Source organism: Kriegella aquimaris (genome assembly GCF_900103215.1).
Taxonomy (GTDB): Bacteria; Bacteroidota; Bacteroidia; order Flavobacteriales; family Flavobacteriaceae; genus Kriegella; species Kriegella aquimaris.
This window is the reverse complement of sequence record NZ_FNGV01000003.1, coordinates 1-16,722: the sequence shown is the minus strand read 5'-3', so window position 1 is coordinate 16,722 and position 16,722 is coordinate 1. Positions and strand designations below refer to the sequence as shown.

The 16,722-nt window shown below is 39.2% G+C and carries 11 protein-coding genes; 7 read left to right on the top strand and 4 right to left on the bottom strand.

Annotated elements, in window-relative coordinates; all coding sequences use genetic code 11:
* Positions 1–43: 43 nt before the first annotated feature.
* Positions 44–1,198, bottom strand: a complete 1,155-nt coding sequence (locus tag BLS33_RS07995) for an alpha/beta hydrolase (protein ID WP_089887214.1) — start codon at positions 1,196–1,198, stop codon at positions 44–46.
* A gap of 641 nt (positions 1,199–1,839) precedes the next feature.
* On the opposite strand from BLS33_RS07995, the gene BLS33_RS07990 reads away from it, so the two are divergent.
* Positions 1,840–3,324: a Gfo/Idh/MocA family protein gene (locus BLS33_RS07990; RefSeq protein WP_089887212.1), complete on the top strand. Its 1,485-nt coding sequence runs from the start codon at positions 1,840–1,842 to the stop codon at positions 3,322–3,324.
* 147 nt (positions 3,325–3,471) lie between these two features.
* A complete protein-coding gene (locus BLS33_RS07985; RefSeq protein WP_089888127.1) occupies positions 3,472–4,545 on the top strand; it encodes a DUF6807 domain-containing protein in 1,074 nt (357 codons plus the stop codon).
* 110 nt (positions 4,546–4,655) lie between these two features.
* On the opposite strand, the gene BLS33_RS07980 is transcribed toward BLS33_RS07985, so the two are convergent.
* The 3 genes from BLS33_RS07980 to BLS33_RS07970 all read right to left on the bottom strand — a co-directional run bounded on the left by BLS33_RS07980 (position 4,656) and on the right by BLS33_RS07970 (position 9,742).
* Positions 4,656–6,233, bottom strand: a complete 1,578-nt coding sequence (locus tag BLS33_RS07980; protein ID WP_089887209.1) for an FG-GAP repeat domain-containing protein — start codon at positions 6,231–6,233, stop codon at positions 4,656–4,658.
* Between the two features lie 154 nt (positions 6,234–6,387).
* Positions 6,388–7,503, bottom strand: a complete 1,116-nt coding sequence (locus BLS33_RS07975) for an acyltransferase family protein (RefSeq protein ID WP_176801355.1) — start codon at positions 7,501–7,503, stop codon at positions 6,388–6,390.
* Between the two features lie 451 nt (positions 7,504–7,954).
* Positions 7,955–9,742, bottom strand: coding sequence for an L-fucose isomerase (locus BLS33_RS07970; RefSeq protein ID WP_089887204.1), 1,788 nt, complete (start codon positions 9,740–9,742; stop codon positions 7,955–7,957).
* A gap of 339 nt (positions 9,743–10,081) precedes the next feature.
* Here BLS33_RS07970 and BLS33_RS07965 point away from each other — a divergent pair, with 339 nt between their 5' ends.
* The 5 genes from BLS33_RS07965 to BLS33_RS07945 all read left to right on the top strand — a co-directional run bounded on the left by BLS33_RS07965 (position 10,082) and on the right by BLS33_RS07945 (position 15,873).
* Positions 10,082–11,215: a metallophosphoesterase family protein gene (locus tag BLS33_RS07965; protein ID WP_176801354.1), complete on the top strand. Its 1,134-nt coding sequence runs from the start codon at positions 10,082–10,084 to the stop codon at positions 11,213–11,215.
* A 45-nt stretch (positions 11,216–11,260) separates the two neighbouring features.
* The gene (locus BLS33_RS07960; RefSeq protein WP_089887199.1) at positions 11,261–12,184 is read left to right on the top strand and encodes a dihydrodipicolinate synthase family protein; all 924 of its coding nucleotides are present in this window, start codon (positions 11,261–11,263) and stop codon (positions 12,182–12,184) included.
* Positions 12,185–12,220: 36 nt separating this feature from the next.
* A complete protein-coding gene (locus BLS33_RS07955; RefSeq protein WP_089887197.1) occupies positions 12,221–12,871 on the top strand; it encodes an HAD family hydrolase in 651 nt (216 codons plus the stop codon).
* A gap of 864 nt (positions 12,872–13,735) precedes the next feature.
* A complete protein-coding gene (locus BLS33_RS07950) occupies positions 13,736–14,326 on the top strand; it encodes a hypothetical protein (RefSeq protein ID WP_143017586.1) in 591 nt (196 codons plus the stop codon).
* Between the two features lie 149 nt (positions 14,327–14,475).
* Positions 14,476–15,873, top strand: a complete 1,398-nt coding sequence (locus BLS33_RS07945) for a short-chain fatty acid transporter (RefSeq protein ID WP_089887193.1) — start codon at positions 14,476–14,478, stop codon at positions 15,871–15,873.
* Positions 15,874–16,722 lie beyond the last annotated feature (849 nt).

Below are 16,722 nucleotides of genomic sequence, written 5' to 3'. Positions count from 1 at the left end.
ATATTAAGCTACTTTGTTAGTAAATTTGGGAGCCAACTTATTCTTATTTTAAATTTAAATGAGCGATAATGGCTTCATCTCCGATAATAGCATTTGAAGGACGGGGATTGGCAGTCGTGAAAACTTTTAAATCATCTTCGGGTAAAATGGTAACAAAATCTTCGTGCACCCCATCGGTAATAGTTACATTGCCCAGTTTCAATTTTAGGTGATAGGCCAAAAACATGTAAGCGGCAGCACGTTTCGAGTATCCATAATCATGTTTTTCAGCAGGAAGGTGTACATTTTCAACTTTGTGTTCCGCATTATAGAGTTCGTACACTTTCTGAATATATGGATATTCAACACGCGGCGTATTTCGCGTCCAATCGGACCCGTTCGAAATTAGTAGCATTGGTCGTGGGGCGCATAAGGCAGCAATCTCAACATTATTGGTTTGATGACTGGCACTTTTATGTATGGGCATTCCGCTTTCGCAAACACATCCTCCAAAAAAATGGGCGGAAACCTGAACGGTAGGTACGGCTACCTTAATGCGGTCGTCAATGGCGGTAAGTACAAATGTTTGGGTACCTCCGCCAGACCCTCCGGTCATACCGATTCTTTCCGAGTCGACATCTGGTCGGGAAAGCAGGTATTCCAAGACTCTTTTACTGTTCCATGTTTGCAGCAATAGGGCAATGGGCATTTTGTGGGTTGTCTGGGTTGCTTCGGCGTAGCCCACCATATCATATGCAAATACTATGGCGCCCATTCGTGCCAAGGTGGCGCACCTCGCCTGAACATCTTCTTTTAATCTTTTGTCGGCCATATGACCGTGGGGCGAAAGAATAGCGGCATTTTTAATATCGGGGTTAGCAGGGCTGTACAAATTTCCGGTAATATAAAATCCAGGGAAACTTTCAATCGCTATGTTTTCAACGACATAACCATCAAAAGAATGTTTCCGACCTACTATCGGATTGAAATTGCCCTCAATTTTTGGCATTTGATCCAGTTTCATGCCGGAGATAATACCCGAACGGATAACTTCCGAACGACTTTCCCAAGATGTCAGATCGCTCCATTCCTTAGCAAAATCCTTCATGACCAGATTGGCCTCATCTTCGGTCCAGTATTTACCTGTGCACAACATTTCATTTTGAGCTTGCACGGCTACGGTAATTGCGATGAAAAATAACAGTACTACTTTTTTCATTTGATTCAAATTTTATGGTGTTCCTGTTCGCTGTGGTAAGTCAGTCTATCAATTCAAATAAAATCTAATCTGAAATGGTTGCATTGCATGTTATAACAAATGTATAGCATCGGGTTGGTGGTTTGCTTCCCCTATTTTGTCCATTTTACATTATATATTAACTCTCTTAATTCACGAAAAAAACCTATTTTTATAGGAGTTTGAAATTTGGGACGATACCGTTTCGAAAAGCACTTGGTTGGCTAAAAAGTCTCCATAGCAAAAGAAGTTGTAAGAAACCTGGGTCGACCAATCTTAGGTTAAATGTTTATGCAAATTCAGCAAGATAATTGAAGTATACCGTTCATATTTTCTATTTCTTTGTTTGGCATCGACGTTAGGTTGCGTTAAGGGCTAAAGCCTATAAAGAATCTTTCCATAACCAATACAGAGTTAAATTGTTGATATATAGTTTACAAGATATCAAAAAAAGCATACTTGAAAACGACAGTTTAGTATAACTTATGGGTTGTTTACAAGATATTTCAACGATGTTAAAACTACAAAGGACCTGGTACTCCAGCATATGCATCCATTATTGAATTTAAGTCAGAATATAGAATTATAAAACCGAATTATATTAAATCTAAATTTATTCAGAAATGAAGAAAGGAATAACAAGGAGAAAATTTATTAAAAAAGGTTCTGCCGGAATAGCGGGAGTTTCGATGCTATCGACAAGTGCACTTTCTTACGGAAGAATTCTTGGGTCAAACGATTCCATACAGATGGGAATCATTGGTATTCGTGGAAGAGGGGGCAGCCATATCGAGAACTTCGGTAAAATGAAGAATGTCAGGTTGAAATACCTTGTAGACATCGATGAGAACCAGTTTAAAGACCGATTGGACCAGGTTGAGAAATATGCTGGATATCGCCCGCAGACCGAATGGGATATGAGACGTGTTTTCGACGATAAGGAAGTAGATGCGGTCTCTGTAGCTGCACCAAATCATTGGCACGCACTTTCTACCATTTGGGGTGCACAAGCCGGTAAACACGTTTATGTAGAAAAACCATCTACACACAATGTCTTCGAGGGAAGAAAAATGATAGAAGCCGCAAGAAAATATAATGTCTTGGTTCAGGTTGGTTTTCAAAACCGTTCCATTGCAAATACACAGCGAGCTATCAAATTTATTCGTGACGGAAAATTAGGTGAGGTCTATATGACTCGAGGCCTTTGTTTTAAACCAAGACCGAGTATCGGAATGTATCCTGACGGGCCTATGAAACCTGGCGAACAATTTAAAATGAATGTTGAATCTGGTGGTTTTGAACCGGCATATACCGAGGCTTATCTTAAAAATGTACATTATGATATGTGGATCGGGCCAGCCCCCGAAAGACCTTTCAACAGAAATAGGTTTCATTACAACTGGCATTGGAATTGGGATTACGGCAATGGTGACACAGGTAATCAAGGACCACACCAATTTGATGTCGCACGTTGGGCTTTAGGTAAAGAAGAATTACCAATGCGTGTTAATTCAATGGGTGGATATTTTGGTGAAAAATCTGCACAGAATACACCGAATACTCAAACTTCACTTTTTGAATATGCCGATGGAAAAATTTTAGAATTTGGAACAAGAGGTGTATTCACCAATCCTGAAGGAGTGCTTTTACCGGATATCAATATTACAGGTGGCGGTAAAATATCGGCATCAAGTAAGGCTGCTCCTGTGAAAATTGGGGTAATTGTATTGGGTACCGATGGTTGGATGCAAATTGATGCTGGTGGAAACTGGCAGACCTTTTTCGGAAGAAACAATGAAGCAGGACCGACTTCAGGAGAAAAAGATGATTCGTACGACCCATTGGACTTGACCGGTGGTGGTGGTGGAGAAGCCATTTTCTCTAACTTTATCTCTGCGGTTCGTAATAATGACCAATCGGAATTGACCTGTGATATTGAAACCGGTCATAAGTCGAGTGTGCTTCCTTTAATTGCCAACGTTTCGTATCGATTGGGTAGGGAACTGCGTATTGATGGTAAAGAAGAATCTTTTATTAAAGATAAAGAAGCCAATAAAATGTTGACCAGGGAGTATAGAAAAGGATATGTTGTTCCTGATAACGTTTAGTGTTGAGTAAAATTTTTGAAGTTGATTTTCCCGTTTGAAATCGGTTATCCTACAACCCTGTTTGGGTATTCGATTGATGCGGAAATTCATTTTAAAATAATAGGGGCATAGATTACTATGCCCCTTTCCCCAAAAATTAGTAATAAAATGAGAACTATACCTACAATTTTGGCACTCATACTACTGAGCAGTGCCTGTAAAGAAAAGAATAGAGACATCGCCCAAAATGAGGAAATAACAAAAAACCAGATTACTTTAGAGAATAACGAAACCGATAAAAAGGTTGATGTTCTTGTAGATGGAAAGTTGTTTACCTCGTATTTATATGCCGATGATATTTCCGTTCTTAAAAAAACAACCCTATATCCGATTATTGCGGCAAACGGGGAAGCGGTCACTCGCGGATATCCTCTTGCAACCCGGCCCAATGAAAGAACCGACCACCCGCACCATATTGGGGCGTGGTTTAACTATGGAGATGTAAACGGACTGGACTATTGGGGCAACTCCGATGAAATCAAAACACCTAAGGAAAAGCTGGGCACTATTCGACACGATAAAATAGTAAGCCTTCGAAATGGAAATGAAAGTGCGACCTTGGTGGTGAGCGCAAATTGGCTAAAACCTGACGACAATATCTTGATGAAAGAGGAAACCAAGTTTATTTTCTATGCAGAGGACGGTAAAAGAATAATTGATAGAATTACAACATTTAAGGCTCTTGAGGAAACAGTTTGGTTCAATGATACCAAAGAGGGAATGTTCGCTATACGAACGGCTAGGGAATTGGAACACCCCAGCGACGGCCCTGTCACCTTGAGTGATGCAAATGGTAATAAAACAGATGTCCCTGTTACCGACAACACGGGGGTTAGTGGCCAGTACTTGAGTAGTGAGGGCGTTACGGGCACCGATGTTTGGGGAACTAGGGCCAAATGGATGGCGCTTTCGGGCACCATCGATAAAAAAGATGTTACGTTGATGATTATGGATCAGCCTCAAAATGTAGGCTATCCAACTTACTGGCACGCCAGAGGGTACGGGTTATTCGCTGCAAATCCGTTGGGGCCTAAAGCCTTCACCGATGGTAAGGAAGAGCCACTTAATTTTTCCCTCAAACCGAATACTGAAATTACTTTTACATACAGGATTGAAGTCTTGGATGGTAAAAAGAGCAAAGCACAGTTAGAGGGTGAATATGACAAATTTGTACGTCAATAAAAGAATCAAAACAGAAGCATTACCTTTTCAAAAATTTTTGGGATTATTGAGGAATCCGGGAAGTTAAATTCCTGCAATGGCTTTTGTATTAAGTAGGTTGTGATTTATCCTTATTTCGTAGTGTTTTCAAGAATAATCACCGATGGACTTTCTGTCAACCATCTCTTGCTTAATCCTGTGGTATCCCCCTTTGCCAAAAAAGAAACAAAGGAACCGAGTGCAAGATCAATATCGCCATCGTCATCCATATCTTCGGCATCCATAACGATCCACCTTCCATTTGTGGCTTCGGGAAATGAAAAGGCGTCAAAAGTTAGATCCCCCTTGTTTTCCAAATACACAAAACTTTCTTCGGGGTAATTCAGATAATCGGGGAAATAAGAAATCGCAGCTATATCTAAATCGCCATCGAGGTCATAATCGCGGGGCATCGCTTTGTAGGCACCGTTCTGTTGATAAAAATAGGCCTGATCAAAATTAAGCTTACCGTCATTAAGAAAAATATAGACTCCATGGTAATCTTTTAAAATTGGAGTTTTATCCGCATTATCACCACAGACATAAACTATGTCATCGAATCCGTCGTCATTAAAATCGGCCATTTCCATATACAGGGATCCGTAAAGTGGTAGGAACGAGAGTAGCCGTTTTTCTCTGAAGGTACCATTCCCTTGATTTTCATAGTAGAAAATACCTTCGTTACCCTGTGCCATCAGCACAAAAATGTCATTCAGGCCATCATCGTTGTTGTCTTTGATAATAGCGGTAATCGCACCGGGATTGTTGTTGAGCGTGTTCGCGGTGTAGCTATCATTCCCCTCATTTTTATACCATACCAATTTCCCCGTTAAATCCCCATATTCACAGGCAACGATATCTTCCAAACCGTCGTTGTCCAAATCGCCATAGGCCATGGCTACTGGGCGTTGTAGATTAGGAATAATGACGCGCTGATTCGTCGCTTTTTTTTCTTCTTTGTTAGGAGTTAGTTTTCGAACCATACCGTGTGACAAATCGTTGGGAAATAAATTCCTCCCCATCGTTGTTAAAAATAGGGTATCCGATTTTTCGTGGTAATCGATAGGGGAGCCATCTAACATCACGCTGTGATCAAGCTTGAGATCTGGGGTGAGGTAGGTTAATATATTATTTCTGGTTTTACCATCACCAAATATTACACCTCGATTTTCAGGTAGAATTTTTACCAAGGAAGTAAGTGGCGGTCGATTGTTATATAATGCCTCCTTATACTCAAAGGATTTTAGTCCGATTTTGATTTTTTTATCATGTACCGGAGTCCCGATCGAGTCTGGAGCATTTGCTACGTAATAATCTATCAACTTTATCCAATCAGCTTTCGCCAAAAGCGGTTCTTCGGGAAAAATGTTGGCATTTTGAACAACGGCCTTGTTTGGCGGTGGACCAAAAATGCTATCGGGCTGCTTGTTTCCATTATATATGCCCAATCGGTTTCCCATTGCCGGAAGCACATCGGCTTCCCACATAGTTTTCGATAGGTAGGAGGGAGGGACAAAAGCATGACATCGGGCGCAGTGTATTTCCGCTAATTGCTTGCCAGAAAGACCTGAAACTAGGAGGTCTTCTGTGGGATTCTTTTTTGATTCATTTTTTCCGACACATGAAAAAAGTAGACATACCACTAACGATAAAGGAATAAGTTTCTTCATAAATCCGGACTTCGCGCTTACCGATTACAAACGTAAGTATAATCCTTTATATTATTCCCATAAAGCGGGGCATAAGCACTGTAAGCTCGATAATGTCGTCTTCTTTTATCGGTGCATGCAGAAGACCGATTCATACGCCATTCCGATGAAACGATTATACTCTTAAAAAGATTTTGTTCTTGTATAAATAATAGAGGAAAAGCCATTCCAATGTGATTTTCCCCAAAGTAAATATAACATCGCCATAGTCTCCTGCGGGATTTGCCACAAAGCCGAGCAAAAATTCGGATGCATGCCAGAAATCGATGATTTTCACTCCCATGTATATGGTTATGGAATTCAATCCAATCACCCGGAAGAAGAAGGTCCAATTGCGCCATTTGAGTACATCGATAACGTAGTAGAACAAAGCCATCAGAATAAAACTAATACCCGCCGTCAGCATATTAAATGTAACAGTCCAAATATTCTTTATGATCGGATATACGGGTGAAAGTAACAGGGCCAGAATTATGAGCGGAATGCCGATACCAATCAGTACGCCGGCTTTTCTTTGCTGTGAAGTTGCTTTATCGCGAAGAATAAAGCCTGCGAAGGACCCAAATAATGTGATTACCGTGGCCGATACAATAGAAAGTATTCCTTCCGGATCATAGGTATCATAAATCAATCTACCGGGCAAAAATGTCTGGTCTATCCATGCATTGATGCTCCCTTCGGGAGTGATTACACCTGCCCCAAACCCTGGCACAGGGGTGAAAAGTTGTAAGATGGTAATGCCGGCCATAATGCCGATCAACCAAAATATTCGCGCCTTGATGCTTTTGGTATATAAAACAATGACCGAGGCAAAAAAATACCCTATTCCGATTTGCGACAATACACTTAAATAGCGCAAATCTGAGAATCCATTCTTTAAAGCGCCGTTATAAATGAGTCCGAAAATGACCAATAAGACCATTCTTTTAAAAACCTTCTTGAGTAATTCCGGTTTTCCTACGCCTTTTTCCAATTTACTGATCAGAGCAAACGGTATCGCTACCCCAGATATAAACATGAACAGCGGAAATATTAGGTCTTCGAAGCGAAACCCTTCCCATGGCACGTGATGCATTTGTTCCGCAAGCACTTCGACCCATCCCCATCCTGTGGCCTTGGCAAGTGCGCTCAGCAACGACCCCCCACCTATAATCCATAACATATCAAAGCCACGTAGCGTATCTAAAGAGAACAACCGCTCTTTGGTGTCGGAATTCAGTTTTTTTTCCATATTCATGTATTACGATTTACCGAAAAATATAACCAATACCCTGTTTCTAAACGGCATCATATCGGTAGGTAACCCACTATTTTTTTGAAGTTTGGGTGCTGCCTTACGAAATAGGGGTTTGAACGATTTAAATTTAGACTTTCAAAACTTGAATTGATTCAAGCTTTTTGACTTTTGTACGTTATAAATTGACGCAGACTGCCATAATTTCAAGCTATTATAAAAAATAGGTATGAAATGCCACTTTTGAAGTTACTTTTCATTGTGATATCTAAAAAGGCCTTTCTCGGTCATTTTAGCGGTTTCAAAATTTGCGACGTGCAATAAAAAACGGCAAAGCCCTAAAACATGACCACCGTCTTTAGACGGTGGTTTTTAATGTTAAATAAAGGCTATGTGACCACATTTTGAAGCATAAGACGGTCTCCTCAAAATCTGAATGGGAAGTATACTATTTTATCCCATATAGCGGTCCATAAGCTTGGCAAGCTCTATAGTCTTGTCCTTCTTTGTCTGTACCGAATGATGACCATAAAGCGGGTCTAAAAACATCGCTTTCAGCTACATTATGCATATTTACCGGTATTCGTAGCATCGAAGCCAAGGAAATCAAATCGGCACCAATATGACCATAACTTATGGCGCCGTGATTGGCACCCCAATTGGCCATTACCGTATAGACATCTTTAAAAGCACCTTTACCGGTAGTAATGGGTGCGAACCAGGTCGTTGGCCAGGTAGGGTTGGTTCTATCGTCCAATGTTTTGTGCACATCATCATCTAAAACTACGGTCCAGCCTTCGGCTATTTGTAAAACCGGTCCGACACCTTTGACCAAATTGATACGGCACATGGTCACGGGCATTTCCCCATCCGTCTTGAATTGGGAAGAATAACCGCCACCTCTAAAATATTCTTTAACCGCTTGTGGCCATAGGGTAGCATCCAAACATTTTTTGGCTTCTTGTTCGGTAATTTCCCAAAAAGGTTTCATTGCTGGCGCTCCCGCTTCATTTCGCTGTTGGGCCGTGGCATCCAAGGTCGTGGATCCTGAATTGATCAAATGGATAATACCGTCTTTTGCTTTTCCTGTCAACTCTTTTCCGGTGACTCGTTTTACTGATTCAGGACTCCAGTATGTTCTCACATCGGAGAAAATTTGGGCCGTATTGGTCAACAAATGTCCGAAAAGCATGGAGACGCCGTTCAGACTATCATTTTCGGTGGCGACCATAAAGGCCTGACGTATTCCGTTCCAATCGAAAGAGGAATTTAATATGGCTTCGGGAAAATCTCCGTTCGGCATATGATCGGTCCATTGCCGTTGGCCTTGAAAACCTGCCGCTATGGCATTTCTTCCAAAAGCTTCTTCACCATGCCCCATTTCCTTTAATTTTGGATTTCCGATCATAAGGTCACGGATGATCAAGGTCATTTTAACGACAATTTCCCATTCCCATTCCTTCCGTTTCTTGTCTCCTTTTAGCGCTTCAATATTGTAATCTTTTCCTTCTTTACAATTTTCATACGTCCACTGCAACGCTTTTTCGTACTCCTCTTTGTCATAGATTTCCTCTTCGATTCTCCGTGTAACCTCGGTTTGATCTACAAATTCGGTACGCATGCCCAAATAATCGTGAAAGAAATTTTGATCGACCATCGATCCTACGATGCCCATGGAAGAATAACCAAGTGACAGGTATGATTTGCCTTTCATTTGGGCAACCGCCAAACCGGCCTTTACAAAGCGTAGAATTTTTTCTTTGACATCGTCATGAATTTCGGTATCTCCAGTATCTTGTACTTCACGACCGTAAATACTGAATGCGGGTAATCCTTTTTGGGCGTATCCTGCCAAGGCTGCTGCAAGATAAACGGCCCCAGGGCGTTCGGTACCGTTAAATCCCCAAATTGCCTTTACCGTATTAGGGTCGGCATCCATCACTTCAGTGCCATAGCACCAGGCGGGGGTAACGGTCAAAGAGACGGTAACGCCTTCGCGCTCAAACTTATCGGCACATAATGCTGCTTCGGCAACACCTCCGATATTGGTATCGGCGATAACACATTCCACTTTTTCGCCACTGGGAAACCTTAAATTTTCTTCAATCAGCTTGGCGGCATTTTTAGCCATTTCCATGCATTGTGATTCCAGCGATTCGCGAACCCCTCTTTCACGCCCGTCAATTACGGGTCTAATTCCCACTTTTGGTAGTCTACCTATTAATCGGTTTGCCATTTTGTTCCTGTTTAAATTTTATGAATTGTTTTTATGCGTTGATTCCGTTTTGTTCCATTAATAAATTCCCCATTTTAAAAGGAAATATATATTGGAATTTTAACTTAAATAACGAAAATATAGCTAAATAAATAAATCGTGTGACAAAATACCATGGGTTTTGAACAAAATATTATAATCGGTTTTTTTTAAAAAGAGATATATTTGTTTATACAGGCGTAGCCAAGTAATCTACGCAGACAAGTACCGCTTTTTAACCATCGAAATACACTGTTTTTTTCATTCTATTTCTTTTTTCAATCATCCCTTAAATTTTTTTATATGTCACAATGTAAGCCAATGAAGCAACTAATTGTAATTATTTTTCTTGTGCAGGTATCCATTTTCAAATTGAGCGCACAAGAACAGCAAAAAATCGCCTTTGGCCCATATATCCAGCAGATGAGCATGGAAGATGCAGCGGTCACTTGGTCTACGCTTGAGGGCGAGGTCATCGTTACCGATGGCAATGGAAAAAATGATACCATTCGCGATTATAAGCAGCATAAGGTTTATATGGCAAATTTGGAACCCAATACGACCTATTCTTATGATGTGCTCAATGATGGCACGGATGAAGGCAAAGGCACCCTAACGACCTACCCGGAAAAGAGTGTTCCTTTTAATTTTGTGGCGATTGGGGATACCCGTAGCAGAAATAATGTCCATAAAAAAATTATAGAACAAGTACAGAAGGTCAATCCGAGGTTTATTGTGAATTCCGGTGATTTGGTTGCCAATGGACTTTCTATGAAGGACTGGGAGTCCTTTTTTGAAATCAATGAAGATTTTATGCGGAATACACCGTACTATCCCGTGTTGGGAAACCATGAGAAGGATTCTCCCTATTATTATGACTTTTTTGATTTGCCGAATAACGAGCGCTATTACTATTTTACCGTAGGGGACGCTTTATTTGTAGTGTTGGATAGTGAAGGGTTGCGCACCACCATTCCCGCTTTTACCTCCGATGAAATGAAAGATGCCTATTGGCACGAATCGGGAATTGATTATATGAAGACCCAAAAAAAATGGCTTGAAGAGGTGTTGAAATTGAACAGACAGGCAGGGTTTATTTTTATTTTTCAGCATTTGCCACTGTATAGTGTAAAGAAAAGCCGCGTAGCGGAATCAAAAATGGTACGTGAATTTTGGGGCGATATTTTTAAAAGGCACGGGGTGCAAGCCTTTATAAATGGGCATGACCATCATTACCACCATGCGAAGGACAATGGCGTTCACTTTATTACTTCTGCCGGAGCCGGGGCGCCGTTGTACGATATCGACGCCGTACAACCCGAAACGGTAAGCTATAAGAAAATCGAGCATTTTATGAATATTGAGGTCAACGAAAAAGATGCGGTGTTGCATGTCATCGATATTGATGGAAACGAATTCGATACTATAAAAGTCAAACGAAGAAAGACCAAATAAGTTCCTACAGAATTGCCGATTTAACCGCCAATTTTAGAATATAACATGAAGAAACAATTATATCCCCTTAAAGGTATCGTGACGGTATTGAATACGCCTTTCACAGAAGGGGATACTATTGATTTAAAGGCCTTGAACGGCAATGTAGCCGAAGCCTTAAAAGCTGGCGTTGCCGGTTTCTTGGTGCCTGCAATGGCCGCGGAAGTCTATAAATTATCGGAGCAGGAGCGCTTAAAAATGGTCGAAGCCGTTTTGGAAACGGTGGGTGGCCGCGTACCCGTTATCGCAGGTGCCGGGGAAACGGACCTGCACAAGAGTAAAAAGTTGTTAAAGGCGTATCTGAATATGGGGTGCACCAATGTGCTGTTTCAAATTCCCTTTGAAAACGAAGCTCAGTTTCGGAAGCACTTTATGGAATTGGCCGATCTCGACCCCAAAATGATTATGCTGCAAGATTGGGATGCTTCGGGTTATGGACTCAAAGACGAATTGATCTGTGACCTCTTTGAAAACATTGAAGCTTTTCGTTGCTTAAAAATTGAAACCGTTCCTGCGGGGGTGAAATATTCCCGGATTTTGGAATTGACCCAAGGTAACTTACATATCAGTGGGGGGTGGGCGGTTTCACAAATGATGGAAGGGCTTCAAAGGGGAGTGCATGCCTTTATGCCGACCGGAATGCATTTGATATACACTTCCATTTACCGTCTTTTCGAGACCGGGAAACAGAAGGAGGCCGAACACTTGTTTTTGCAAATACTACCCGTTTTGGCATTTTCGAATCAACATTTAGACATTTCAGTGCATTTTTTTAAACGGTTGTTGTACCGGCAAGGTATTTACCCGACACCGAATGTGCGGAGTCCCGCGTTGCCCTTTGATACACTGCACCAAGCAATAGCGGATAAGCACATTGCGCATGTGCTGCAACTGGAAAAAAGACTGGCACATGATAATTCAAAAGCTTAAAAAGCCTTTGTGGAATTGATTTTTTAAATTACCAGCATGATAACTACCGTAATTTTTGATATGAATGGCGTCATCACCGATGATGAAGACCTGCATGAGCTGGCTACCCAAAAAGCGTTTAAAAAAGTCGGGTTGAAAATTACTCCCGAAATCTATCGCCAGTATTGTCTTGGCCGAACAGATGCGGCCGCCTTTGTTGATTTGATTCGTGACTTTCAGCTCAAAAATCAGAGCGTAACTTCGCTCATTGCCGATAAATCTGTATTGTACCAAGCCCTTATCGCCGATAATTTAAAGGTGTATCCCGGGGTGGTTGCATTGATCGAACGGCTGTATCAAAAATATACCTTGGCGTTGACGACCAGTTCTACAATTAAAGAAGTACAAACGGTGGTGGACCAATTGCAACTAGAAAATCGTTTTCAGGTGGTAGTGAGCTCTGAAGATGTCAAGCGGGGCAAACCAGACCCGGAACCTTATGTACTGACCGCTGAAAAGCTGGGCGTAAAATGCGAGGCCTGCGTGGTGATTGAAGATTCGGAAAACGGGGTACGGTCGGCAGTCGCTGCCGGAATGCTATGTATTGCCATACCCAATACCGAAAACCGCAATAAATTAACGGATGCCCATTGCATCATTAACGACTATTCGGAAATTACCGATACTTTTCTACAAAACTTGGGGTAAACTATGGTTAGGGTTCTTATTTATTAAGATATATTACCTTAGTTGTATAGTGTGTATATGATCAATGATTATATACAATTATTGCCATTCATTGTAAGGAAACCTTTCCTTCAGAATCAGCCGATGGACAAATGGAGGCTATGAGAATGGGGAAAGGGATTTTGAAGAGCAAAACGCATAACTTCCCACTTGGACGGAATTAAATACTGACAACACAACAGTCGATTTTTTTTTTGATATGTGCAAAAACATCCATAGGGACTTTTCTATCACACAGAATAGAAAAAAACGGTACGCAAGAGGACAAGGTATAACCTTCTAGAACTGTTTTCTTGCTCTTCTATTCCTACTACTTCGAAAGTTCCTACCTCTATTGTTAAAGTGAGCTACAATAGTCCAAAGTAAAGCAACTGCAATAACTGAAGCCATAGCAATATTTAAACCATTTGTATTTTTTATAAATTCTTGTAAATCCATACAATGAATATACTGAAGATTTTGTCAAATTAAAAGGCAATTTATTGATTTATTATAAAATACAAGCTCTTACTCTATTGGAATTGAAAACCTTATGGAAGAATGAACCAGCCTAACTCAATCGATATCTGTAAAAGAATAAATTGAATCTAAATTGAGTAAAAAAACAACGAAATGGCAACAAAGATGGCTATAATTAATCCAGACTTGCGCCTTATCCGGCAAGGTCTATGTATATTTATAGAGACATAAAATTTTAGGTCCCGAAGCGTTTGGGTTCGATTTGGACAGAAAAAGAAAAAACAAAAAGCCTTTGCTACTGGAAATGACAGAACTGTTAGCGGTTCTCTGCTCCGCACTACACATAGCTCGGGAGTTTCCAATTATATGAAAAAACTTTTATTATATTTCTTTATTTTCAGTCCCATGATTATTTGTTCTCAAAATTCTCAAATAAAGGAAATTAAATTTGAAGGAAAAAGCACCGAGGAAAACAAGTATATTGAAATACTGAAATTGAAAGACCGAAATGCATTAATTATTCAAATTGGTTATTCTAGTTATCCGATAAAAGGACTGGATTCTGATCTTATTGTTTATCTGAATAATGGACAGGTAAAATTATATAAAGTTTCTGAATCTGTTGGATCCGAATTAAAGCCTAAAATAAAAAGAGGGAGATTAAAAAAAAATGAATATTCTCGGTATTGGAAATTTTTAAATACTTGTATAAGCAAAGAAAAATTTAAAATCGATAAGGCCAAACTAAATTTGGAGAATAAAGAAAATACAACCTTGCCGCTAGCTATTTCTGCGGGTCAAACTTACCACTTCAGACTACATCAAAATAAAAAATATACAATTTATAGCAGTTTCGCTCCTAAAATATATATTTCCCTAAAGTCTCAAGGTTTTGAGGAAATGCAAAGGCTAGTGGATTTGATGGAAGGCTTTAAAAATATGATTAATAAAAACTAAGGGTAAAAACGCTCATGATTCAGCTTTACCTCTTTGCTATTTTACAAAATACTAACTTTAAGCTAGCTTGATTTCAAACTTGAAAAATCTTGCCGGTTTTCCAAGCCGAAATCATTGCTTAGCCGTAGGGCAACATTTAAAAGTTAAACATGATTGAAAAACTAGGTAAAAACCTAACGCATCTATTTTTAAAATATATGCCAAATGCATTTGTTTTTGCAATACTCTTAACTTTTATAACCGCTCTTGGAGCTTTTCTTTGGTTAGGCACCTCACCAATAAAAATCATTATCTCATGGTATGATGGATTTTTTGATTTATTAGGGTTTGCGATGCAAATGGTTTTAATTATTATTACTGGATTCAGCATCGCATTGTCGCCTATAATTAAAAGAGGAATCGATTCCGTTGCTCGACATATTAATTCTCCAAAACAGGTATATTTTTTAGTTGTTTTAATCGGTTTATTATTAACCCTTGTAAGTTTTGGATGGATAGTGATTACCTGTGTTTTAGCAAGGGAGTTGGCATTACGAGTTAAAAAGGTTAACTATCCTTTTTTGACTGCGTGTGTTTATATTTCAGGTGGTGGCTGGGTTTCAGGGTTATCAAGTTCGATTCCTTTACTTTTAAATACAGAAAATAATTTTTTGATCAAATCTGGTGTATTGGCCGAAGTTATCCCAACCTCTTATACTTTGGGGTCAATCTTAAATATTACAATGCTTGTTACCCTGCTTATTGTAACGCCATTAATTTTACTTTTTCTTCGACCTAGGAATGCAGATAATAAAGAAATAACAAATTTAATGATCGGTAAAGAAACCTCAAATACTCAAACTATAAAAGAAGAGGCTTTAAGTTTAAGATTGCCATTTAAATCGTATTCTGACAACTTGAATAATAGTGTGATCCTTCAGATGATCGTGGTTGTAATGGGCTTCGTTTATATATTTTATCATTTTATGACTAAAGGATTTGATTTGAATCTTAATATCATGATTTTCATTTTCCTTATTCTCGGTTTATTGCTGCATAAAACACCAATGCGTTATGTTATTTCAATGAAACGAGCAAGTAGTAATATTTCTGGAATATTATTTCAGTACCCTTTTTATGCAGGTATTATGGGTATTATGTTATATACAGGGTTAGGTGAAAAACTTGGACAAGTATTAGCATCGCAAGCGAGTGTGAGTTCTTATCCTTTTTTCGCTTATTTAACCGGGGCCATTGCCAATTTTGCAATTCCATCTGCCGGAGGTGAATTTGCCGTGGTTGGTCCAAGTATAATTAATGCCGTAAAAGAAATAGGTGTAGGATTACCTGCAGAAGAAATTACTGCAATGATTGCAAGAGCCTCTCTATCTGTGGCGTATGGAGAAAGCTCAAGTAATATGTTACAACCTTTTTTCTTGTTACTTGTATTGCCAATAATGGCAAAAGGTATTAAAATACAAGCACGTGATATTATGGGCTATTTGGTTTTACCTTTCATCATCCTTTTCATCATTCAATCTGTTTTAGTTTCTTTCTGTCCGCTTTAATATAATCTTATTAAAAAAGGACGATAGTATTTTTACAAAAACAAAAAACGATTGCCCAACACTGTATAAATTTATTGCTAATGTAAGCCTACTTAAGAACCTCGGAGCTTCGGAGTTCTATTTGGTTTGTATTTGCTAAATTAGATGCTGAACCACGTAACTAACCATATACAAACACTTAGGTACAATGAAAAATGTGTTTCACACGATTACACTTATTTGATTAAAACATAATTCAAGATATAGATGTTCTCATACCTTTCTAAACCACTATACCTGACATTTGCATTTTTTCTTTTGACAGTTTTGTCGCTTTTGATTTTTGGTAAAGACCAAGCTGAAAGTTTGTGGAACATTGGAGGTATTGTTTTTGGTTGCTATATAATCTTCAGTTCTATACTTATTTTATTTAAGGATTCGGGGTGGGGTTACTTTTTTTCAATTTTAGGGTATTCTATATTATATCTCATTTTTACCGGCATTTTAATTCAAATAACAATTCAGGTCAAGCAGATTCCAGGTTCTAATGAGTCTGCCATGGTTTTCTTGATTATACTATTTCATCCTATTCTTCTGCTTATTTTAAAATTAATCAAATGGTTGTTTTCAACACTTTCACAAAAATGAAACTAAAAGACTAAATAACAGCGGTATAAATCTGCGCTCTTAAATAGAAGCGACTTATTTACGAGCATTTGCTATCTTAGTTGTACAGTGAGTATATAATCAATAATCATATACGCTTGTTGTAAGTAATATAATTTATGATGAAAAAGAATGTTATCTACTATTTCACGCTGCTAGTTTTCTTTAGCTATCATCATGATTCTATTGCTCAAAATCAAGATC